The sequence below is a fragment of the Companilactobacillus futsaii JCM 17355 genome, assembly GCF_001435505.1.
GTDB classification, from domain to species: Bacteria; Bacillota; Bacilli; order Lactobacillales; family Lactobacillaceae; genus Companilactobacillus; species Companilactobacillus futsaii.
This window is the reverse complement of record NZ_AZDO01000017.1, coordinates 1-22,803: the sequence shown is the minus strand read 5'-3', so window position 1 is coordinate 22,803 and position 22,803 is coordinate 1. Positions and strand designations below refer to the sequence as shown.

Genomic DNA, 22,803 nt, shown 5'->3' with positions numbered 1-22,803 from the left:
GCTAAGAATAATTTCACTACTGAGCCAATTTTCTTTGCTATTCCGGACTAGATAGTAACTTTATATTTTAATGGAAAAAGACAAATAGCATTCATATATAGAATGTAGTTCTATTTAAAAGAACTTATTCTAATAATATGAATGCTATTTTTGACTTCGATTTATTTGAAATAAATAATAAATGACGTTTTTCAATCGGGGTAGCGGCTTTGTGGATGGTGGCATTTAACTTCAATCAAAGTCAAATAACAACTTGCCATGAGTTTCATTTATTTCGTTTTTCAAGTAAAATAAGAGTAATCATTTAAAAGGGGTTATATAATGTCAGGAATATTTATATCATTTGAAGGACCAGACGGAGCGGGCAAAACGACTGCACTTGAAAAGCTATTGCCACTTTTGAAGGAGAGAACTGATAAAGAAGTCGTTCTTTCTCGAGAACCTGGTGGCAGTATCATTGCTGAAAAAATCCGAAAAATTATTTTGGATATTCATGATGAAGAAATGGACCCTAGAACAGAAGCCCTATTGTATGCAGCAGCTAGACGTCAACATTTAGTTGATGCTGTTTTGCCAGCCTTGGATGAGGGTAAGGTCATGTTGAGTGATCGTTTTGTTGATAGTTCAATTGCTTATCAAGGTGGTGGCCGTCAAATTGGAACCAAAGAAGTTGGCGAAATCAATGATTTTGCGATTGATGGGCATTTACCTGACTTGACAGTTTACTTCAACATTACACCAGAAGTTGGTCTTAGTCGGATTAGAAAAGACCACGAGGGTGCGATGGATCGTTTGGAAAAAGAAGCTTTGTCATTTCATCAACGAGTTTATGATTCATATATAGAAATCGTTAAAAATAATCCTGATCGAATCAAGGCAGTTGATGCAAGTCAACCCGTGGAAAAAGTCGTTGCTGATGCTTTGGATGTTATAATCAAAAGATTTCCCGATGTTTTTAATGGAGGAAAATAAATTATGAAATTAATTGTCGCAATCGTTCAAGATAAAGATAGTCAACACTTGGAATCAAACTTAGTAAAGGCTAATTTTCGAGCAACTAAATTGCCATCAACTGGTGGTTTTTTGAAAGCCGGAAACTGTACTTTCTTGATTGGTGTTGAAGAAGAACAAGTTGATGATGCTTTGGCTGTAATCAAGAAGACTAGTCACACACGGTCACAATATGTTACACCAACATTCTTGATGCCTGAAGCTGCTTCAAGTATGGCCGATCCAGTTGAGGTTCAAGTCGGTGGAGCAACTTGCTTCGTTTTACCGGTGGATAAATTCGTGAGATTTTAACAATGGAGAGTTTAGTAAAAGAACAACCGCGCGTAGTTCATGAGTTTCAAAAAATTATTTCTTCCAATATGTTGTCACACGCTTATTTGATTGATAGTGCTTCATCAAAAGTTAGACAACAAATGGCAATTTGGTTAGCACAGAGTCAATTTTGTGATAACTTAGTTGATGGAGCACCTGATCAAACTTGTCAAAAATGTCAGACGATTGCTTTAGGCGATAATCCTGATGTTTTGGAAGTTAAAACTGATAAGAGAAGTATCGGTGTTGATGATATTAAATTTTTCAAAAAAGAAGCTAACATGGCCGCTACTCAGGGTAAACGTCGGATTTTGATCATTGATGAAGCAGAAAAAATGACTGTGCAAGCTGCCAATAACTTGTTGAAAACAATTGAAGAGCCAGAGGGTAATTTGATGATTATCTTATTAGCAGAATCTTCAAAACAGTTATTGCCAACGATTCAATCACGTGTACAGATTTTTCATCTGTCTAATCAAAGTAATGACGATGAAATTGCAGCATTGGTTGAGTTAGGATTCAAAGAAGAGCAAGCTAAACGTGCTTTAAAAATTACTGATATTAAGTATTTAGAAGCTATCGACGGTGAAAAATTTCAAGCATATACCACAGTTATAACGAATTGGTTGAAAGAAATTAATAAACAAAAAATAAATTCGTTTGTGGACATACAGACTGACATTATGCCATTAGTAGAGAATAAAGATCAACAACATTTGTTTTTCGACATGTTGAATCAAATTTTTAGTGATATATTATCAATAAGGTACAATTTAGAAAAATCGACATTAACATCTGTGGATATCTTGTCGAATAAAAGTATTGGTCGAATTATCCATATGTCAGATGATTTATTCACAGCACAACAAATGTGGAAAAGTAATGTTCCGTTTCAAGCTATTTTAGAAGATTTGTCATTAAAATTTGTGGATTAGTAGGTGAAATTATGGCAGAGAAAGATTTATATGATGAATTTGAGACAATCACAGATCAACTAAATGATATAAGTAAAAAAGTTTCTTTGCTTAAAGAAGAGTTATCGAAGACTCTTGAAGAAAAGGAAGAGTTAAAGATTGAAAACAAAAATCTTCGCAAGCATTTAGAAAAGATGGGTTATGAAGATAAGGATTTTAATGGCAACAAATTATCCTATTCGCGGTTAAATCTAGAAAGTTTATATCGTAAAGGATTTCATGTGTGTCAACAATTTTATGGAACCCATCGTAAGGACAAAGAAGAATGCATTTTCTGTACTAATGTCCTTTATGGAAGCAATAAGAAGAAAAAAGCAATTAAGAACAGATAAGGGGAGCTATTTGAATGAAGGAGCAAAGGAGTTTTGTTGATAATTCGAAGGGCTGCCTTTTTTTGGTGCCAACGCCAATTGGTAATTTAGAAGACATGACTTTTCGAGCTGTTAACACTTTAAAAGACGTCGATTTGGTCGCTGCTGAAGATACACGTAATACTAAAAATTTATTAAATCATTTTGATATACCAACAGAATTAATAAGTTTTCATGAACATAACACCGCTCAACGTATTCCAGAATTAATAGAAAAAATGAATCAAGGACTAAAAATTGCTCAAGTTAGTGATGCTGGAGCACCCTCAATCAGTGATCCAGGAAAAGAATTGGTCAAAGCGGCAATTAAAAAAGGTATTCCCGTCGTACCATTACCCGGAGCCACTGCTTCCATCACAGCTTTGATTGCTTCAGGAATCAGTCCGCAACCATTTTATTTTTATGGATTTTTACCACGAAAAGGTAAAGAAAGAACGCAAGCTTTAAGCAATTTAGCTGATCGTGAGGAAACAACTATTGTTTATGAATCACCTTATCGAGTTAAGAAGACCATCCAGGATTTAATCGATAATTTTGGCGGTGACAGACAGATTACTTTGGCTCGAGAATTAACAAAGATTCACGAAGCCTTTTTACGTGGAAGTTTGGAACAAGTAGCAGCTTATTATGAAGAAAATGACCCTAAGGGTGAATACGTGTTGATCATTGCGGGTAAGCCTGAAGAAGTTACCCAAGTTGAGTCAGACGATGATTTAGTAAGTTCAGTTGATAAGTTGATAGCACAAGGGTTAAAGCCTAACAAAGCTATCAAAGAAGTGGCTGCACAAAACGGTCTTAAGAAACAAGCAGTTTATAATTTGTATCATGGAATTGGAGAAGATTAATCGTGACTGAAAAAAGAACCTTTTCGATCGAGATGGAAGTACCTTATTATTTTGTCAACTTTACCGGCGATATGCGGTTATCAGCGTTAGTCGATGCAATGTTATTGACATCAGAAAAACAGCTACATCAAGCAGATATCGATAGTACCGAAATGGTGAAAAATAACGGGTTAGGTTGGGTCGTAGTGCAATATCACATGGATATTGATAAAATGCCAAGACTTGGTCAAAAGATCAAAATTACAACCCAAGCTACTAGTTATAATAAGTATTTCTTCTATCGTGATTTTTGGATCGATGATGAAAAGGGTAATCGAATGGTCAGTGCTACGAGTGCCTTTGTTTTGATTGATATCAAACAACGAAAAATCGTTAGTGCTGCTGACAGATTGGATGATTTGTTTGGAGCAGTCGAAACTACCAAACTCAAACGCTTCAACCGTGTCAAAGTACCGGATGATTTTGATTTTCAACAAGCTCAACACATTGGTTATTACAATATCGATGTTAATAAACATGTTAATAATTCATATTATTTCGATTGGATGGTCGATACTTTAGATATCGATTTTATTGGTAGTCATCAACTAACAAGTATGGATATCAAATATGACAAAGAACTAAATATCAAGAGTCAACCAGTCGCATATGCTAAAGTTGATAATACGAACAATAAATCTATTCATTGGATTAAGAACGGTGACGTACTGAACGTTATCGCTCGATTTAATTGGAAAAATAAGTAAATTGCAAACAAAACACTTGTTTACAGAAAAATAAGTGCTATGATAGACGAGTACTAAAAATTTGGAGTAGGATTCAAGGCGTTAAGTGCTGGTGGAACGGAATGTGAACACCGGACAAAGAGTTATCTCGCGATCTTGTTTCCGCATTCGCCACTTTATATACGTCTTAAGCCTATATCTGGTGGCAGCTCCGTCTAGGAGATGTCGATTATGAACAGTAGAAGTACAGTAATAAGTGTGCAAGAAGTCACTTGGATGGCATTGTTGATTGCAATGCAAATGGTATTAGCAAAGCTTTCCGTCGGGAGCAATACCTTGAAAGTCGGCTTTAGTTTCATTGCAATAGGATTATTAGGTTATTATTTTGGCCCAGTGAAAGCTGCCATGGCAAACGTCTTAGCTGATGTTATCAGTAACGTCGTTATGCCATCCAGTGGTGGATTCTTCTTAGGATTCACTTTCTCAGCTCTAGTCGCTGGTGCTATCTATGGTTACATGCTTTACAACCATAAAGTAACGGTTTGGAGAAGTTTGGTGACAGTGCTTTTGATCACAGTAATTGTCAATACTGGATTGAATACGATATGGATTCACATGATGACAAATGTCCCATATCCAGCATTGTTGATCACTAGACTACCAAAGGAAGCATTCAGTTTGGTTTACCAGACAGGGCTTTTGTATATCGTCCTCAAATGGATTGATAATTCGAAATTTAATAAAATCGGCCAATAAGCGGTCGATTTTTTTTTGTGCTTTATTCTGTGTTAAAATAAGTTCTATTAAGAATGAGGGATTAACATGAAAATATTAGCATTTGATACATCTAATAAACCACTCTCCGTTGCAGTAGTTAGTGATGGAAAGGTTTTAGCACAGATGGAATCTACTGAAAAAAAGACACATAGTGTAACACTTTTACCAGATATCCAGGCTTGTCTTAAAAAAGCTGATTTAACAGCTCAAGATTTGGATATAATTGCTGTGGCAAAAGGTCCAGGTTCATATACAGGAGTCAGGATTGCTGTGACAGTAGCCAAAGTTTTGGCCGATACCTTGAATAAGAAATTAGTTGGAGTTTCCAGTTTGAAATTATTGGCAGCTAACGGGGATAAAGCACACATCCTAGTGCCATTGATGGATGCTAGAAATGACAACGCCTTTGCTGGAGTTTACCAAGTTAATCGGGATGATTTGAGAAATATTATTGAAGACCACCATACTTCAATGGCTAAGTTGTTCGAGTCATTACAAGATTACAATCAAGATCAACTTGAATTTATCAACGCAACGCCAAGATTACAGGAATTAATTCAAAATCAATTTCCTAATGCCAAAATTATTATGAGTGAAAATTCATTGCCAGATGCATCCAAGTTAGCTCAGTTAGCTGAAAATACGAAACCAGTTGAAAATATTGACGATTTTGTACCAACGTATTTACGTTTAACTCAAGCTGAACATGATTGGTATGCTAAAGGACATAAGGATGACGGCAATGTTTCCTATGTTGAAGAAGTTTAAGAGTTTATTTACTAGTAATAAAACTCCGAAATTTGATTTTGAAGAAAAAACCGTAACGATTGAAGATCAGAAGTTTACTTTGAGAAAAGCGGTTCAGACTGATGATATTCAATACATGCAGATTCAAGAAACCATTTATCCCATTCCAGTTCCATGGCCTATCGATATTGTCAAAATGGAGATCGATAACAAGAATGCTTTGTATTTGTCATTAGTTTTGCAAGAAAAGATAGTGGCGTTTATTGGCATTTCTTTGGGCGATAAGAGTGAGTCGCACATTACCAATTTGGCAGTTCATTCAGACTATCAAAATATGGGGATTGGTCATTTGTTAATGAATCAAGCTTTTAGTTATTGTCGAAAACGTAATTTTGAAAAGATGTCATTAGAAGTTGACGTTACTAATAAGCCAGCTTTAGCACTGTATGACGCCTTTGGTTTCAAAACGAAGACCGTTCATAAAAAGTATTATTTTAGAAATCATCACGACGCTTTGGAAATGATGGTTGATTTGTAAGGGAGATTACCGTGAAAAAAGATACATTAATAATGTCATTTGAAAGTAGCTGTGATGAAACTAGTGTCGCTGTTATCAAAAATGGTAAGGAAATTTTATCAAATATAATTGCGACCCAAATTAAGAGTCACCAACGTTTTGGAGGTGTGGTACCAGAAGTTGCCAGTCGTCACCATGTTGAAGAGATCACTAAGTGCATCAATTTAGCCTTGGACGAAGCAAAAGTTAATTATGAAGATTTAGATGCCGTAGCTGTTACTTATGGACCAGGTTTAGTCGGTGCTTTGTTGATAGGAATCATGGCAGCTAAGACGGTTGCTTTTGCTCATAACCTTCCTTTAATCAAAGTAAACCACTTAGCAGGACACATCTACTCAGCTAATTTCGTGACTGATTTACAATATCCATTTATGTCACTGTTAGTTTCTGGTGGACACACCGAATTAGTATTAGTTACAGCTCCTGGAGTTTTCAAGACCCTTGGTGATACTCGTGACGATGCGGTTGGGGAAGCTTATGACAAGATTGGTCGAGTTCTTGGAATCAATTATCCAGCTGGTAAAAAAGTTGACCAAATGGCTGCCGTTGGTAAAGATACCTTTGATTTTCCACGTGCTATGGTACAAGAAGATAATCTGGACTTCAGTTTCAGTGGTTTGAAGAGTGCTTTTATTAACACTGTTCATCATGCTGACCAAATTCATGAAGAATTGAACAAAGATGACCTCGCTGCCAGTTTCCAAGGGGCTGTTTTGGATATTTTGAGTAACAAGACTTTCCGTGCTCTAAAGCAACACCCAGTTAAGCAATTGATCGTTGGTGGGGGAGTTTCTGCTAATCAAGGTTTGAGAAAACGTTTGGCAAAAGATATTGAGGACAAGAACCTGGATATGGAATTAGTCTTTCCACCATTAAGACTTTGTGGTGATAACGCCGCAATGATTGGTGCTATGGCTCAGATTCAATTTGATAAGGGTGACTTTGCAGAATTGGATTTGAACGCTGATCCTAGTTTAGATTTTGATATGGAATAATTTATAGGGATGCTATCGAAGTTTTTATCGGTGGGGTCTTTTTTTGTTTATCGTAATGCGGAATTTAGGAAAATATTGTGATATATTTTAATTAACGATTAAATTTATTATTTCTTAAAATCAGAGGGTGAGGAAATGGCAGATAGAATCAGTTTAGGTTTAGATATTGGTGTGGCCTCGGTTGGATTCAGTGTTTTGGACATCGACAAGGGTAAAGTCATCGAATTAGGTTCTAGATTATTCAATGCAACTGTTGCTGAAGGTAATCAAGACCGCCGTAGTATGCGTGGTGCTAGACGATTATTGAATCGTAATAAACAACGTCGCCAAGATACTGGTAAGTTATTTCAAAAATTTGGCTTGTTAGACAATTTTAACAAGGATAATTTTTATGATACTTTCAATCAAAATTGGAATCCTTATGAATTAAGAGTTAAGGGATTAACTGAACACTTAACTAAGAAAGAATTGGCTGAGAGTTTGTATCAGATTGTCAAACATCGTGGTATTAGCTATGCCTTAAAGGATGCCGATGCTGATGAAGGTGGAACTGACTATTCAGCTAGTTTAAAAATCAATAGTCAAGAATTGGCTGAGAAAACTCCCGCTCAAATTCAGTTACAACGTCTAAATGATTATGGCAAAGTTAGAGGACAAGTAGTTATTGGAGATGATCCTGATAATCAAAAAGTATTATTAAATGTCTTTCCAACGAGTGCCTATGAAAAAGAAGCTAAGCAAATCATTGCTACTCAAAAACAATTTTATCCAGAGATTTTGACTGATGAGTTTACTAAAGAATATTGCAAAATTTTGACTAGAAAAAGAGATTATTTTGTTGGACCAGGTAATGAGAAATCACGAACTGATTATGGAATTTATAAAACCGATGGTCGAACTTTGGATAATTTATTCGAAGAGCTAATCGGTCACGATAAAATATATCCTGACGAGTTAAGAGCTTCGGCTGCATCATACACTGCACAATTGTTTAATGTTTTGAATGACTTGAATAATCTAAGAATTTTGAGTTATGAAGACGGTAAGTTAACTAAAGAAGACAAAGAAAAAATCATTGCCGAAATAAAGAGTAATACGACAACGATAAATATGTTAAATGTTATTAAAAAAGTTGCTGGTTGTTCAAAAGAGGACATTAAGGGATTTCGTGTCAACGAAAAGGACAAACCAGAAATCAGCTCAATGGCGGTTTACCGTAAAGTTCATAAGGACTTACTCAAGGTAGGGGTTGATATAAGTGATTGGCCGGTTGAGTTTATCGATAAGTTAAGCTTTATTTTGACCTTAAATACTGAGAATGGTGAAATTAGAAAACAACTTAATAATCGATTAGTCCCAGAATTTGATTTTTTGAATGATGATTTGATTCAATTGATTATTGATAATAAAGATAGTTTTGAAATTAAAACTAATAATAAATGGCATCGTTTCTCATTGAAGACAATGAATAAATTGATGCCTGAGATGCTTGAACGTCCTGTTGAACAAATGACTTTGTTGAATGAAATGGGTTTGGTTAAAAAGGATAAGAAACGTTTTGAAAATAACAAGTACTTGCCTTACAAAGAAATTGCGAAGGATATCTTTAATCCAGTTGCGTCTAAATCAGTTCGTGAAGCTTTGAAAATTGTTAATGCAGTTCTGAAGAAATACGGACACATTGACTATTTAGTTATTGAAATGCCACGTGATAAGAACTTAAAAGAAGAACAAGATAACATTAAAGAATTTCAAAATAAAAATAAAAAGGCCAAAGATGCTGCTTTCGAGGCCTTTGTTAAATCAGTCGGTAGTGAACAAAGAGTAAAAGAAGCTTTGAGTAAGAACCGTAAATTACAAATGAAAATGCGTCTGTGGTATCAACAACAAGAAATTGATCCATATAATGGTGAAACAATCGATGCTACTGATTTAATCAATAATCCTGATAAATTTGAAATTGATCATATTATTCCACAATCGATTTCTTTTGACGATAGTATCAATAACAAGACCTTGTGTTTTGCTTCGATGAATCAAGTTAAAGGACAAAAAACACCTTATGAATTCATGCTTGAAGGTCATGGGCAAGGTTATGACAAATTTAAGGCTACTGTTTTAGATAATAAAAACTTCGACAGAAATAAACGTAAGAATTATCTCTTTGAAGAAAATGTCAGTGATATTGAGACAAGAAAGAGATTCTTATCACGTAATTTAGTTGATACGAGATATTCTTCTCGAGTAGTACTTAATAGCTTGCAAGATTTCTTCCATGAAAAATCAGCTGATACTAAGGTAACAGTTATTCGTGGTAAATTTACCTCCAACATGCGTAAACATTGGCACATTGATAAAACTCGTGAAACTTTCCATCACCATGCGATTGATGCCTCAATTATTGCAGCTACTCCGTTTTTGAGAATGTGGAAAAAAGGTGGCACAATTTTCCCAGTTAAGGTTGGTGAAGAATCAATCGATATTGAAACTGGCGAGATTTTGGACGATAAAAAATTCGATAAAGTGATGTATGAGGAACCTTATAATGGTTTTGTTTCTGAAATCATGAATGCAGATGATCGAATTAAATTCTCACACCAAGTTGATAAAAAGATGAATCGTAAAGTAAGTGATGCGACAATTTATTCAACTCGAACTGGTAAATTAGCTAAAGATAAAAAAGATGCTGAGTATATCGTAGCTAAAGTGAAAGATATTTATAGTGTCGATGGCTTTAAGAAGTTTAAGAAAGTTTATGATAAAGATAAGTCTAAGTTCTTATTGTATAAGTATGATCCTAGAACTTTCTCCGAGTTAGAAAGAATCATAAGCGACTGTCCAGATAAAGTTGAAAAAGTACAAACAAATGGAAAGGTCAAGGCCGTGGATGTAAGTCCATTTGAAATGTATCGAAGATACCATGGAATGATTAAGAAATATTCTAAGAAGGGTAATGGACCAGCCATTAAACAACTTAAGTATCTTGATAAGAAGCTCGGTTCACATATTGATATCACACCAGCTAATGCCAATGGTAAACACGTTATCCTTCAATCGTTGAAACCTTGGAGAACCGATGTTTATTTGAATCATGAAACTGGTGAATATGAGATTATGGGAATTAAGTATTCTGATCTGAAGTTCAATAAGAATGTGGGATATGGAATTAAGAAAGATAAGTATTTGGAAATTAAGAAAAATGAGGAAGTATCGGAAAAATCTGAGTTTATGTTTAGTTTATATCGTAAAGATAGAGTCAGGATTCAAAATATGAAAACTGGTGAATCAGTGGAATTATTATTCTGGTCAAGGAATTTTTCTAATAAAAAGTATGCAGAATTAAAGCCAATTTTTAAATTTGTGACGGAAGATGATGATTGGCCAGTATATGGGCATGCAAAAACACAAATATTGAAACGATTAGTGCCAAAAGATTGTAAGATTTGGAAAGTAAATACGACTATTCTAGGAGATCCATACTACTTAGAAAAAGAATCCGATAATCCAAAAGATATCCTTGATTAACTAGATAGATGTGATATTATTTAGTTGTAAGGGACGCCTTATGCGTATGTGCGCACGTACGGTTAAGTTTTACTATTTCTAGATTCTTTAAGATCTACAAAAATAAGGATTTATTCCGAATTTACCACCTATTTTAATTAATAGGTGGTTTTTTTTATAAAAAATTTGGAGGAATGTTTATGGCTTGGAGAATTGTTCATATCAAGGAAGGAGATGTTCTACGACTTCGCTTAGATAATTTAGAGGTCATGAAACAAGATAATAAAGTCTTTATTCCACTTTCTGATATTACAATGGTAGTTTTAGAAGGTAATCGAACAATGTTATCGACTAAACTCATGTCACGAATGAGTCAAAATAATGTTGGACTGGTAATTTGTGATGATAAGTATTTACCCGTAGGGATTTATTTACCCTACGGTCAGTACCACCACTACTCTAAACGAGTGATTAAGCAATCAACTTGGAGTGATGAACAAAAAGGAATTATTTGGCAAGAAGTAATAGGACAAAAAATGAATAATCAACTTGCATTTGCCCAATATAGTGGGGTTGAAGCTGAACGTTTAGAATTAATGGAAGATTTGATTAATGATTTACAAGTTGGTGACACGACTAATCGTGAAGGACATGTGGCTAAAGTTTATTTTGATTCTTTATATGGTAAGAGTTTCACCAGGGATGATGATTGCTTGATTAATGCAGCAATGAATTTTGGCTATGCAATTTTGCGTTCTTGTATGGCTCGTATCGTGGTTGGTAATGGATTGGTAACAATGCTTGGAATATTTCATCGGAATGAATTTAACAGCTTTAATTTAGTGGATGATTTGATGGAACCTTATCGACCATTGATGGATTATTGGGTCAATGAAAATGTGATTGATGATAAAGAATATTTGAGTTATGAATCGAGATTGAAGATTATTGAGTTTATGAATCAAAAGATAAAAATCAATAATAAAAAAATGACAATTGATAATTCGATGCAAGAATATGTTCAAAGTTTTATCAGTGCTATTGATGAAATTGATCCTAGCTTAGTTATAAAAGTTAAATTAAATAATTTTGTGGGAGAGGAATGTTGAAATATCAAAATATGAGAATGTTATGTTTGTTTGATTTACCTGTTGATACTCCGCAGGAACGCCGTCAATATCGTATATTTCGAAAAGAACTGTTGAGAAATGGTTTTACAATGTTGCAATATTCTGTCTATTATCGTGCAGTACAGAATCGTGCTGCTGGGAAACGTTATGAAACAGCTATTAAAAGATTTTTGCCTATGCATGGTGAGGTAAGATTGGTCTCGGTTAGTGAAAAACAGTTCAATGATATGCAAATTTTGGTTGGATCTAGAAGTAACCAGGAAACTATAGTCGGCAATAAGGAATTGGTGATTATATGATTTTAAATATTGAATTAGAAAATCAAAAATTTTTAGAATTGGATTTTGAAGATGAAATCTGTATTACAGGAGAAAATCGTCAAAAAATTTGGCAAGTTTTTCGTAGTTTGTATTATTATTTCAACAAAGATCCAAAACTGACAACTAGTGTTTATGGAGAAAACAAAATTGAGATTACTTGTGACGATGAAGCCGTTTCAGTCAAAAACACTTTGCCATTTTTTATTCATAACCGAGAAAGCATCTACCAACAAATGCTTTATAAGAAAGATACATTACTATTCGATTTCTTGAATAGCTTTGAAAATGATTTAGAGATTGATCGTTCGATTGAACAATTAAATGATGAACTTTTGAGAATAGAGATTTTATTACAGCAACAATTGGACGATTATTCTAATAACCTTCAAAGTGAGTTTTTGAATTTCTCTTATGCAGATTTACTTAAAGCCAAGTTGTTTATGGGTTATAAGGAAAAAGAAATGGATTATCCGTTGGAATTTATGGATACTGAATTATTGCTTGATGAATTTTTGAATTTTTTGAAATTTCGATTAGAAAATACGGGGTTACCAGTTTGGTTGATACTTTATAATTTGGATAGTTTTATTTCTCCAAAATACATTGAATTATTACTAATCAAAGTTAAAGAGCTGATGACAAATTCTGATTTGAAGTTAATTTACTTAGGCAATAATTTAAATAACGTTCCACTTGATTCAAGTGAAATAGATAATGTAGTAATAGCAGCCGATGAATTTCATCAATTATTACCAATTGATGAATTGACAAAATCAATTGGGCTACGTTATCCAAATGAATTTGGTATGTCAGAAAATGAAATTACTGATTCGTTGAAACGTGTTGTTTCATTTGTAGGAAGTAAGGAAAAAGTGTTTATTTCGGCCAAGGATTTGGTATTATTAAAAGTAGTGAACGATATTTTAGGGTATGAGACGTCGTACGAACTAAGATATCAATCACTGACAGGTGCAGAAACCAAATTTTTGGAAAATTAATTGACGAATTAAAATTTTGAATTTGAGGTTTTTGTACCTTAAAGAATCTAGAAATAGTAAAACATTGCTGAGCAACAAGTTGCGGAGGACAGAGTTTTTGTACCTTAAAGAATCTAGAAATAGTAAAACTTGCATAAGCAGTCTTACTGAAGCCGGCCTGTTTTTGTACCTTAAAGAATCTAGAAATAGTAAAACAAAAGGAGGTTAAACATGGCTACAGAACTTGTTTTTGTACCTTAAAGAATCTAGAAATAGTAAAACTAGTAAGGAAGTAACAGTATGGCAAGTATCGTTTTTGTACCTTAAAGAATCTAGAAATAGTAAAACAAGCCTTAATGCGCCGTGGAACCAATCTAAGTTTTTGTACCTTAAAGAATCTAGAAATAGTAAAACCGCACGTGGCTCTAAGGCTGAACGCTGTTTGTTTTTGTACCTTAAAGAATCTAGAAATAGTAAAACAAGGATAGGTGTACATTATTCTTAGAATGTGTTTTTGTACCTTAAAGAATCTAGAAATAGTAAAACTATCAAACTGGTAATAGTGTTGCAGCTACTGTTTTTGTACCTTAAAGAATCTAGAAATAGTAAAACGGATACCAAACTTGATGAATGCGACTCAAAGTTTTTGTACCTTAAAGAATCTAGAAATAGTAAAACTTTGACTAGCGCTACAAGTGCCGGAACTAAGTTTTTGTACCTTAAAGAATCTAGAAATAGTAAAACTGCTGTCATGGCGGGTGTTCGATGTCCCAAGTTTTTGTACCTTAAAGAATCTAGAAATAGTAAAACTAGCTTTGGCGCCAATGTTCGTTGTCTCATGTTTTTGTACCTTAAAGAATCTAGAAATAGTAAAACAAGTTGGCGAAAATGAACTAATTCCACTATGTTTTTGTACCTTAAAGAATCTAGAAATAGTAAAACATTATGTATTGAGGATATCCATCAGCCGTTGTTTTTGTACCTTAAAGAATCTAGAAATAGTAAAACTATTAGTACCTGAAGTGGCGCCTTGGAGTCGTTTTTGTACCTTAAAGAATCTAGAAATAGTAAAACTTATCGTAAGTCCAAACTTCTGGTAAATCTGTTTTTGTACCTTAAAGAATCTAGAAATAGTAAAACGGATACCAAACTTGATGAATGCGACTCAAAGTTTTTGTACCTTAAAGAATCTAGAAATAGTAAAACAAAGACAAAGTTCTTTACGTTCAAAAATATGTTTTTGTACCTTAAAAAATCTAGAAATAGTAAAACACGCCAGAACGCTGTTCACCATTATCATCTGTTTTTGTACCTTAAAGAATCTAGAAATAGTAAAATCAAAGACCTTTGGCTCTGCCTACAATCGGCGTTTTTGTATTCAAAGGAATCCAAAATAGCAAAACCAAAAAAGACTAGATCAGGTGGAATCTAGTCTTTTTGTTTTGAAAAAGTGTCATTCAGATTAATAATATTACATAATTTTTAATTAATCTTAACTTTAACCATAAATACCTATTGACCAAATTAATATTCTCGTTTATGATTATCTCAAAACTTTCCAAGGAAGAGGGATCACTATGAAGGCAATTTTGACAGTAATTGGTCATGATCACGTTGGTATCGTGGCTAAAGTTTCAACTAAGTTGGCTGAATTGAACGTTAATATTATTGATATTTCACAAACTTTGATGCACGAGAATTTTACAATGATGATGATGGTAACACTTGATAACTCAACTCAGTTTGACACGGTTCAAAAAGAGTTGGCTAGTCTTGGTCAAGAAACGGGCTTGGATATTCGCATTCAACGTCAAGAAATTTTTGATGCGATTCAAAAACTCTAGGGGGATCAATGATGGAAACTAATTCGATTTTAGAAACGATCCAGATGGTCTCTGAAGAAAAGCTGGATATTAGAACGATTACCATGGGAATTTCTCTGTTTGACTGTATCGACAGTGATGGTAAAAAAGCTCGTCAAAAAATTTACAATAAATTGACTACTAAAGCTAAAGACTTAGTCAAAGTAGCCAACCAGATTCAAGCTGAATATGGCATTCCCATCGTCAACAAGCGTATTTCAGTAACGCCAATTTCTCTGATTGCGGCCGCTTCTGATGATAAAGATTACGTGGAATTTGCTAAAACTATGGACCAAGCAGCGACAGACTTAGGTGTTGACTTGATCGGTGGTTTCTCAGCCCTCGTTCAAAAAGGTTATCAATCTGGTGATATCAAATTGATCAACTCATTGCCACAAGCTTTGACCGAAACCAGTCGTGTCTGTGGCTCAGTCAATGTCGGTTCAACACGTTCTGGAATCAACTTGGATGCTGTTCAAAAAATGGGTACAGTCATCAAAGACCTTGCCAAAGTTGATCCAGTAAATTGTATGAGTTTAGTTGTCTTTGCCAATGCGGTTGAAGATAATCCATTCATGGCTGGAGCTTTCCACGGTGTTGGTGAAGCTGACTGTGTGATTAATGTTGGTATCAGTGGTCCCGGCGTTGTTAAGAATGCTTTGGAAAAAGTTAAGGGTCAACCAATTGACGTTGTTTCTGAAACTATTAAGAAAACGACCTTCAAGGTAACTAGAATGGGCCAATTCGTCGGTAATGTGGCTTCTAAGTCTTTAGGAGTACCATTTGGTATCGTGGACTTGTCACTTGCTCCAACGCCTAATGAAGGTGATTCTGTGGCTGAAATCCTTGAAGAAATTGGTTTGGAAAGTGTCGGAGCTCCTGGAACGACTGCTGCGTTAGCTTTGTTAAATGACGCAGTTAAAAAGGGTGGCGTTATGGCTTGTGAGCACGTTGGTGGTTTGTCGGGTGCTTTTATCCCTGTTTCTGAAGATGCTGAAATGATCCGTGCCGTAACTGGTGGTCATTTGAATATTGAAAAACTTGAAGCCATGACAGCTGTTTGTTCAGTTGGTTTGGACATGATCGCTATTCCTGGTGACACGACTGCCGAAACTATCAGTGGAATGATTGCCGATGAAGCCGCTATTGGAGTCATTAATAACAAGACGACGGCGGTTAGAATTATTCCTGCCACTGGTAAAAAAGTCGGTGATGAAGTTGAGTTTGGTGGCTTGTTTGGAAAAGCTCCTGTGATGGCAGTTAATACTAATTCGCCAGCTGATTTCATTCATCGTGGTGGTCGCATTCCGGCACCAATTCATTCATTTAAAAATTAATTCAGAAAATATCGGTCTAGTTACCGGTATTTTTTTATTGCCATAGATATTTTTTTGGAACTATAATGCAATTGTAGAGAATATTTAAACAAATAACTTAAAAAAATTCTTCAAATATGGTACAAAATAGGGGAGGTGTATTAATGAAAACTAAAACAAAAGTTTCATACGTGGTTTTGAAGTATGATGATCAAACTGATGGTATTTATATGAATTCCAGCAGTAGAATAACACCGGGCTTTGGCCTGCCAGAATACGAGTATCACAATCCTAATGACTCTTTGGCAGACATTGCTGATGACTTAGCACAACGACTTAATTTCCCTTACTTTAAAATTAAAGCAAGTCACGTTTTTTTGCCATTTTTGACTGTTTACAATGAAAATGAAACTAAGGTTTACCATTATGTTGCGGTAGTATTTGAATCCACACGCGATGAATTTTCTTCATGTTGTGATGAATCGTGGCATCGAGTAAAATTAGATCAAAGAACCCAAAAATGGTCTTTGCCGTTTGGTAATGGTCTAATTGAAACAAATGATTATCAATTTAAAAATTATGCTGTGACTGATTATGCAGCCAATCCCAAGTTGAACCCCGAAGTCACTTTCTCAAATGTCTTGCACTACATTGAACAAGAGACGCTCGATTTTCCAATCCTAGGTCTATTGTCAGGCGACCAATTCACTATGAGACAAGTTTTGCATTATCAAGATTTATTAGGAATTGAAACTTTAAAAGCAGGTAACAACATAACTTTTGAACATCAATATTCACAATCGATTCAAACAATTCAAGATGACCGGATGACCACGTCTTACCGCATCAAAAAAGAATACTTACAAAAATAACGCCGAGAAATTAATCTCAGCGTTATTTTTTACTTGTATTTTTCTTCTAAATTACTCATCCACAATGCCAACAGACATCCCAGAACAAAGAAAGCAATGCTTAAAATCCAATCTAATCCAGTGACACCAACATAAGAAATACTTTCAGTCGAGTAGGGACTAGGGATTAAAATCAAAACAGTACTAGCTAAAACGATACCGAGAATGAAATGATAAACCCGGGAATGATGATGCTTGATCAGACTTTCCATAGCTTTCGAGAAGGTCAAAATAGAGATGATTCCCCCAATAGCAATTGGAATGAAGACTAATGGGTCAAAACTCTTGAATCCTTGAAGCATCGGCGTGTATAAACCTAAGATTATCAATAAGTTGGAAGGACTCAATCCCGGCACCAAGACACCCAAAGCAATCAAAGCTCCAGCAATTATAAATCCTAAAAAGTTAGCCGGAATCGTTCCAAAAATTTCACTCATGAAGAATAGAAACAATCCACCACCGATAAACATTGAGAAGAACCAAATAATATCGACTTTGTCACGATTAGTTCGGGAAGTAGATTCTTTGATCAAAGTAGGTAACGTCCCGATAATAGTCCCCGCAAACCCCCAAAGCACAATCATTTGATAATGAGCTAATAAGTATTCTAAAGGCTTAGAAAGTACCCCAATTCCGACGATGCCACCGATACCAATAGGTAAAAAGTATAAGAAATCTCGCTTGAAGTTTTGTCTGACGTGGGCCATGAAACTCAGCAATCTCTCATAAATTCCCATGATAGCAGCTAATACACCACCAGAAACTCCTGGCAAAATAAATCCCAAAGCGATGACGACACCTTTAAAAAATCTAATTAAGAAATTATCTCGTTTTATTGTTAAGTACCTCTTTTTTTAATTTCGTTTAATCAAAGTTATCAAATTTCTAGGTAATAGGCAATAGAAATCGTTAAGTGGGTAAAATATGCCGTCGTCCGCAAAAGCCCTGTGATTGGCTGGAACGGCTGTCGGTGGCTGAGCCATCACAGGGCTTTTGCTACCGACTAGATTTCAATCTCTACTTGAATAGAATTAGACACATACTTTCTAAATAACAACTCTGTTTTTTTGTAGCACTACATAAAAAAGAAGATATTACTAAACTTGCAGCAATGTACTGCAATTCTAATAATATCTTCTATTAATTTTCTGAAGTAATTTATATAAATCACTATTTAGTCGGGAGTGAGGTTCTGGAAAATGCTCAGTTGTGAAATTTCACTTGGCAATTTATTGCCTAGTGAAAGGTCGAGCTTGAAGACTTTGCCCGATTTTGGTCTTAGCAAAGGCTCCAAGTTGTGGCCACTGCGTTCCAGCGTTTTCCAGTGCCGAACGGACGACGGAAAGAAAAAACAAACTAACTATTAAAATCTTCCAATTCAATCGATTTATTAGTCCATTCTTCTTCGATTTCGTCTTGTTTAGCTTTGTTTTCATCGAGTTCTTTTTGTAAATCAGCCAACTTACTGTAAGAAGTTAAGTTTTCATCTTTAGTCATTTCTTTTTGAATGGCTGCATTCTTTTCTTCTAGTTCAGCGATTTGATTTTCTAAATCTTCAACTTGACGACGTAATTTACGTTCTTGCTTTTGTTGTTCTTTAGATTTTTGATATTCCATCTTCTTTTCACTGACGGTTGGAGCTTTTTTAGTTTCTTCGACTACTGGTGTATCAGAAGTTTTTTCAACATAGTAGTCGTAGTCACCAAGATAAATTTTGCTACCGTGCTCACCGATATCAACGATGCGATTGGCTAAAGTGTTCAAAAGGTAACGGTCATGGGATACGAAGAGAACTGTTCCAGGGAATTCTTTTAGAGCATCTTCAAGAACTTCCTTACTGTCGATATCCAAGTGGTTAGTAGGCTCATCCATGATTAAGAAGTTATCATGTTCCATAGATAATTTGGTCAAAGTCAAACGGGCTTTTTCACCACCGGATAATCCAGCTACAGGTTTTAGAACGTCATCGCCACTGAACAAGAAGGCTCCTAATTTTTTACGGATAATTTGTTCATCGAGTCTAGGGTAGAGATCCCAGATTTCATGCAAGACGTCTTTTTTAGGATCGAGTCCCTTTAAATTCTGGTCATAGTAACCGATCTGAACGTTAGCACCAAATTGAGAAGTTCCTTTGATCATTGGAATTTTTCCTAGAATTGATTTCAAGAAAGTTGATTTACCGATACCATTAGGTCCGATGATACCAACGCGTTCGCCTTTTTTAACATCCAAATTGATAGGTTCAGACATTATGTGGTCATCGTAGCCAATAGCGGCATCTTTAACCAAAAGCACGTCATTACCACTTTCTTTGTCAATTTCAAATGAGAAGTGAACTGAACCTTGATCACTACCGGGGCGGTCTAAGACATCCATGTGTTCGAGCTTTTTACGACGACTTTGAGCCATCTTAGTAGTTGAAGCACGGACGATATTTTTCTGAATGTACTCTTCGGTCCGTTTGATCTCAGCTTGTTGTTCTTCATAATGTTTCCAAGCAACTTCTTGATTCTTCTTCTTTTCTTGTAAGTAGAAAGTATAGTTGCCAGAGTAGTGAGTAGAAGAGTGTTGATTGATTTCGACGATTTCATTGACGACTTTGTCCAGGAAGTACTGATCATGGGAGATGATAACTAAGGCGCCCTTGTAGCCTTTAAGATAGTTTTCTAACCATTCAACAGTATTGATATCCAAATGGTTAGTTGGTTCATCCAATAATAAGATATCATGATGTTCCAAAAGCATCTTAGCCATTGCCAAACGTGATCTTTCACCACCAGATAGGGTCGAGATCTTGTCTTGCCAAACATCTTCATCAAAGCCGAACCCCTTGAGGACACTTCGGATTTCAGATTGATAGCTGTAGCCATTTTCTTGACGGAAAGTATTTTGGAGTTGGTCGTATTGCTTCAAAATATCGTCATAGTTGTCGACATTCGGATTGGCCAATTTTTCTTCCAAAGCGCGCATCTTTTTTTCCTGAGCTTTGAGGTAATCAAAGACGTGTTCCAATTCATCGAAAATCTTATTATCGTTATTTAATCCTGAGTCTTGAGCTAAGTAGCCAATATTAGTATCTTTTTTGAGCGCAATATTGCCACTGTTATAGCTCTCCTGGTCAGAGATGATTTTTAATAGGGTAGATTTTCCTACACCATTGCGACCAACGAGGCCGATGCGACTATTGTCTTGGATTTCGAAACTGACATTTGAAAAAAGTTTCTTAGTTCCAAAATTTTTGGTAATGTTTTGTGCTTGTAATAAAATCAAGTTGATTGCTCCTTTATCATATTCACAATTTTATCATTAATTAATAATTTATGTCTTTATAGGTTTAACGTGTTGCGTTTTTTGTGATTTTTATTTAGTATAAATGTTAGTGAAATGACACACATATGGTGGTAAATTATGACAAAAACAACAGTTCCAAACGCAACAATAAAGCGTTTACCAATTTATTATCGTTACTTCCAATTTCTAAAAGATGAGGGTACAAAAAAAATCTCCTCTGGTGAATTATCAGAAGGGGTTAAGATCGATAGTGCTACAATTAGACGTGACTTTTCATATCTAGGAGCACTCGGCAAACGTGGTTATGGCTACGATGTAAACGATTTAGTAGCATTCTTTAAGAAGCTATTGAATCAAGATAAACGTACCAACGTCGCTTTAGTTGGGGTCGGTAATTTAGGTAACGCCTTACTAAATTATAACTTTTCTCGGACAAATAATGTTCGAATTGCGGCAGCTTTTGATATTAATAAAGAAATTGTCGGTACAGTCAAAAGTGGTGTTCCAGTTTATGATATTAGTGAACTAAAGGAACAACTTCACTTACAACAGATCGACGTCTGCATTTTGACAGTTTCTTCAAACGCTGCGCAAACAACGGCTGACTTGTTAGCTGATGCTGGTGTTCGTGGAATCTTGAATTTTACACCAGTCATCATCAACGTGCCAAGCAGTATTCGTGTGCACTATGTTGATTTGGCAAACGAATTGCAAACGTTGATCTTCTTCTTGGATCGTGACAAGTCAACGACTGAAGAAATAGAATAAATTTTTGGGGGAATTTTTTTATGAGTGAACCATTATTTTTAAAACCAGTCTTTCATGAGAAACTCTGGGGTGGAAGAAAATTAGAAACAGAATTTGGCTACGACATTCCTGATGGAACAATTGGTGAATGCTGGGCAATTTCGGGACATCCACATGGTAAAGAACAAGTCGTAAATGGCGAATTTGCTGGTCAAATCCTTGCAGATCTATGGAATGACCACAAAGAATTATTTGGCAATCCTAAAGGCAAAGTATTTCCACTTCTAACTAAGATTTTGGATGCAAATGCTAGCCTATCAGTTCAAGTTCATCCTGACAATGAATATGCTGAAAAGCACGAACACGAATTGGGTAAGACTGAATGCTGGTACGTTATCGATGCCGAACCAGGTTCATATTTGATTTATGGTCACAATGCTAAGAATAAAGCTGAACTCGACCAAATGATCGAATCAGGCGACTGGGATCACTTATTAAGAAAAGTTCCTGTTAAGAAAGGTGAATTCTACTACGTACCAAGTGGTACAGTTCATGCTTTGAATAAAGGTATCATGGTCTTAGAAACACAACAAAGTAGTGATACAACTTATCGTTTGTATGATTATGACCGTGTTGACAAGACTACTGGTAAGAAACGTGATCTTCATATCAAACAATCAGAGGATACGATCACAGTACCTCACAAAGATCCAAAACTAGATATTCAATTTAAAGAAGTTGGTAAGAACAAGTTTACAACCTTCGTTCAACCACCAATTTCACCATTCTTCTCAGTTTATCACTGGGAAATCAAAGAACCTGCTCAATTACATCACCAAATTGGTAAGTACACATTGATCTCAGTTCTAAGTGGTGAAGGTAAGATCACTGCTGATGGTAAAGATTATGACTTGAAGAAAGGTACACACTTGATTGTTCCTGCAACAATTGACGAGTGGACTTTGTCAGGTGATTTGGATATCATCGCTTCAGAATCTGGTGAAAACTAGGTTTAAACTGCCGTCTTCCGTTCGGCACTGACTAGATAGTGATTTCTATCTTTATATAAATTACTTCAGAAAATTAATAGAGGATATTATTGGAATTGCAGTATATTGCTGTGGTTCTAGGAATATCCTCTTTTTTATGGATAGGTACAAGAAAATAGAGAAGTTATTAACAAAGTATGTGTCTAATTCTATCAAAATAGAAATTGAACTCTAGTCTGGAGCACAAGTTCTGTGATGGCTCAGCCGCCAAATTTTTTGTTAGTGCTTTAGCACTTACAAAAAGGCCTAGTTTTGAGATTTTGCGTCTTTGGGGCCATGCAAAAGTTCAAAATAGTGCCGGCAGCATTCTGCGATAATCCTTATATAGTTGACATTTCAAAATAGTATAAAAATGTTAACTC

The 22,803-nt window shown here is 35.3% G+C and carries 21 protein-coding genes, 1 CRISPR repeat array and 1 riboswitch; of the genes, 19 read left to right on the top strand and 2 right to left on the bottom strand.

What is annotated here, in order from left to right:
- Positions 1–321: 321 nt before the first annotated feature.
- The 17 genes from tmk to FC88_RS02235 all read left to right on the top strand — a co-directional run bounded on the left by tmk (position 322) and on the right by FC88_RS02235 (position 17,315).
- Positions 322–972: a dTMP kinase gene (gene tmk / locus FC88_RS02315; RefSeq protein ID WP_057812378.1), complete on the top strand. Its 651-nt coding sequence runs from the start codon at positions 322–324 to the stop codon at positions 970–972.
- A 3-nt stretch (positions 973–975) separates the two neighbouring features.
- Positions 976–1,302: a cyclic-di-AMP receptor gene (locus tag FC88_RS02310; RefSeq protein WP_057812376.1), complete on the top strand. Its 327-nt coding sequence runs from the start codon at positions 976–978 to the stop codon at positions 1,300–1,302.
- A gap of 2 nt (positions 1,303–1,304) precedes the next feature.
- Positions 1,305–2,258, top strand: a complete 954-nt coding sequence (locus FC88_RS02305; protein ID WP_057812374.1) for a DNA polymerase III subunit delta' — start codon at positions 1,305–1,307, stop codon at positions 2,256–2,258.
- An 11-nt stretch (positions 2,259–2,269) separates the two neighbouring features.
- Entirely contained in the window at positions 2,270–2,629 is a 360-nt protein-coding gene (locus FC88_RS02300) for an initiation control protein YabA (RefSeq protein WP_057812372.1), read from the top strand.
- A gap of 14 nt (positions 2,630–2,643) precedes the next feature.
- A complete protein-coding gene (gene rsmI, locus FC88_RS02295; protein WP_057812370.1) occupies positions 2,644–3,513 on the top strand; it encodes a 16S rRNA (cytidine(1402)-2'-O)-methyltransferase in 870 nt (289 codons plus the stop codon).
- A 2-nt stretch (positions 3,514–3,515) separates the two neighbouring features.
- Positions 3,516–4,259, top strand: a complete 744-nt coding sequence (locus FC88_RS02290) for an acyl-[acyl-carrier-protein] thioesterase (RefSeq protein WP_057812368.1) — start codon at positions 3,516–3,518, stop codon at positions 4,257–4,259.
- Between the two features lie 60 nt (positions 4,260–4,319).
- A riboswitch (THF riboswitch) is annotated at positions 4,320–4,414 on the top strand.
- 55 nt (positions 4,415–4,469) lie between these two features.
- The gene (locus FC88_RS02285; protein ID WP_057812366.1) at positions 4,470–4,994 is read left to right on the top strand and encodes a folate family ECF transporter S component; all 525 of its coding nucleotides are present in this window, start codon (positions 4,470–4,472) and stop codon (positions 4,992–4,994) included.
- Positions 4,995–5,060: 66 nt separating this feature from the next.
- Complete coding sequence (gene tsaB, locus FC88_RS02280) at positions 5,061–5,783, top strand: tRNA (adenosine(37)-N6)-threonylcarbamoyltransferase complex dimerization subunit type 1 TsaB (RefSeq protein ID WP_057812364.1); 723 nt, start codon at positions 5,061–5,063, stop codon at positions 5,781–5,783.
- Positions 5,767–6,300: a ribosomal protein S18-alanine N-acetyltransferase gene (gene rimI, locus FC88_RS02275; protein WP_235526891.1), complete on the top strand. Its 534-nt coding sequence runs from the start codon at positions 5,767–5,769 to the stop codon at positions 6,298–6,300. Before tsaB ends, rimI begins: the two co-directional genes overlap by 17 nt.
- Positions 6,301–6,332: 32 nt before the next feature.
- Positions 6,333–7,334, top strand: coding sequence for a tRNA (adenosine(37)-N6)-threonylcarbamoyltransferase complex transferase subunit TsaD (gene tsaD / locus FC88_RS02270; RefSeq protein ID WP_057812382.1), 1,002 nt, complete (start codon positions 6,333–6,335; stop codon positions 7,332–7,334).
- A 135-nt stretch (positions 7,335–7,469) separates the two neighbouring features.
- A complete protein-coding gene (cas9, locus tag FC88_RS02265) occupies positions 7,470–10,859 on the top strand; it encodes a type II CRISPR RNA-guided endonuclease Cas9 (RefSeq protein ID WP_057812359.1) in 3,390 nt (1,129 codons plus the stop codon).
- Positions 10,860–11,038: 179 nt separating this feature from the next.
- On the top strand, positions 11,039–11,947 hold the full coding sequence (gene cas1 / locus FC88_RS02260; protein WP_057812357.1) for a type II CRISPR-associated endonuclease Cas1: 909 nt from the start codon (positions 11,039–11,041) through the stop codon (positions 11,945–11,947).
- Positions 11,941–12,267: a CRISPR-associated endonuclease Cas2 gene (gene cas2, locus FC88_RS02255; RefSeq protein ID WP_229239876.1), complete on the top strand. Its 327-nt coding sequence runs from the start codon at positions 11,941–11,943 to the stop codon at positions 12,265–12,267. Before cas1 ends, cas2 begins: the two co-directional genes overlap by 7 nt.
- Positions 12,264–13,286 (top strand): P-loop NTPase family protein, encoded by a 1,023-nt coding sequence (locus FC88_RS02250; RefSeq protein WP_057812356.1) that lies wholly within the window; start codon positions 12,264–12,266, stop codon positions 13,284–13,286. Before cas2 ends, FC88_RS02250 begins: the two co-directional genes overlap by 4 nt.
- 27 nt (positions 13,287–13,313) lie before the next feature.
- A CRISPR array of direct repeats spans positions 13,314–14,603; the repeat unit is 36 nt; unit sequence GTTTTTGTACCTTAAAGAATCTAGAAATAGTAAAAC.
- A gap of 239 nt (positions 14,604–14,842) precedes the next feature.
- The gene (locus tag FC88_RS02245) at positions 14,843–15,109 is read left to right on the top strand and encodes an ACT domain-containing protein (RefSeq protein ID WP_057812355.1); all 267 of its coding nucleotides are present in this window, start codon (positions 14,843–14,845) and stop codon (positions 15,107–15,109) included.
- A gap of 11 nt (positions 15,110–15,120) precedes the next feature.
- Complete coding sequence (locus FC88_RS02240; RefSeq protein WP_057812353.1) at positions 15,121–16,464, top strand: PFL family protein; 1,344 nt, start codon at positions 15,121–15,123, stop codon at positions 16,462–16,464.
- A 143-nt stretch (positions 16,465–16,607) separates the two neighbouring features.
- Positions 16,608–17,315, top strand: a complete 708-nt coding sequence (locus FC88_RS02235) for a hypothetical protein (RefSeq protein ID WP_057812351.1) — start codon at positions 16,608–16,610, stop codon at positions 17,313–17,315.
- Positions 17,316–17,344: 29 nt separating this feature from the next.
- Here the strand turns inward: FC88_RS02235 and FC88_RS02230 are convergent, their stop codons facing one another.
- Both FC88_RS02230 and FC88_RS02225 read right to left on the bottom strand, forming a co-directional pair.
- A complete protein-coding gene (locus tag FC88_RS02230; protein WP_057812349.1) occupies positions 17,345–18,190 on the bottom strand; it encodes a DUF368 domain-containing protein in 846 nt (281 codons plus the stop codon).
- Between the two features lie 520 nt (positions 18,191–18,710).
- Entirely contained in the window at positions 18,711–20,624 is a 1,914-nt protein-coding gene (locus tag FC88_RS02225) for an ABC-F family ATP-binding cassette domain-containing protein (protein WP_057812347.1), read from the bottom strand.
- A gap of 138 nt (positions 20,625–20,762) precedes the next feature.
- Between FC88_RS02225 and FC88_RS02220 the strand changes: the two genes are divergently transcribed.
- On the top strand, positions 20,763–21,413 hold the full coding sequence (locus FC88_RS02220) for a redox-sensing transcriptional repressor Rex (protein ID WP_057812345.1): 651 nt from the start codon (positions 20,763–20,765) through the stop codon (positions 21,411–21,413).
- Between the two features lie 20 nt (positions 21,414–21,433).
- Positions 21,434–22,402 carry a mannose-6-phosphate isomerase, class I gene (gene manA / locus FC88_RS02215; RefSeq protein WP_057812344.1) on the top strand — a complete coding sequence of 323 codons (969 nt, stop codon included), beginning with the start codon at positions 21,434–21,436 and terminating at the stop codon, positions 22,400–22,402.
- Positions 22,403–22,803 lie beyond the last annotated feature (401 nt).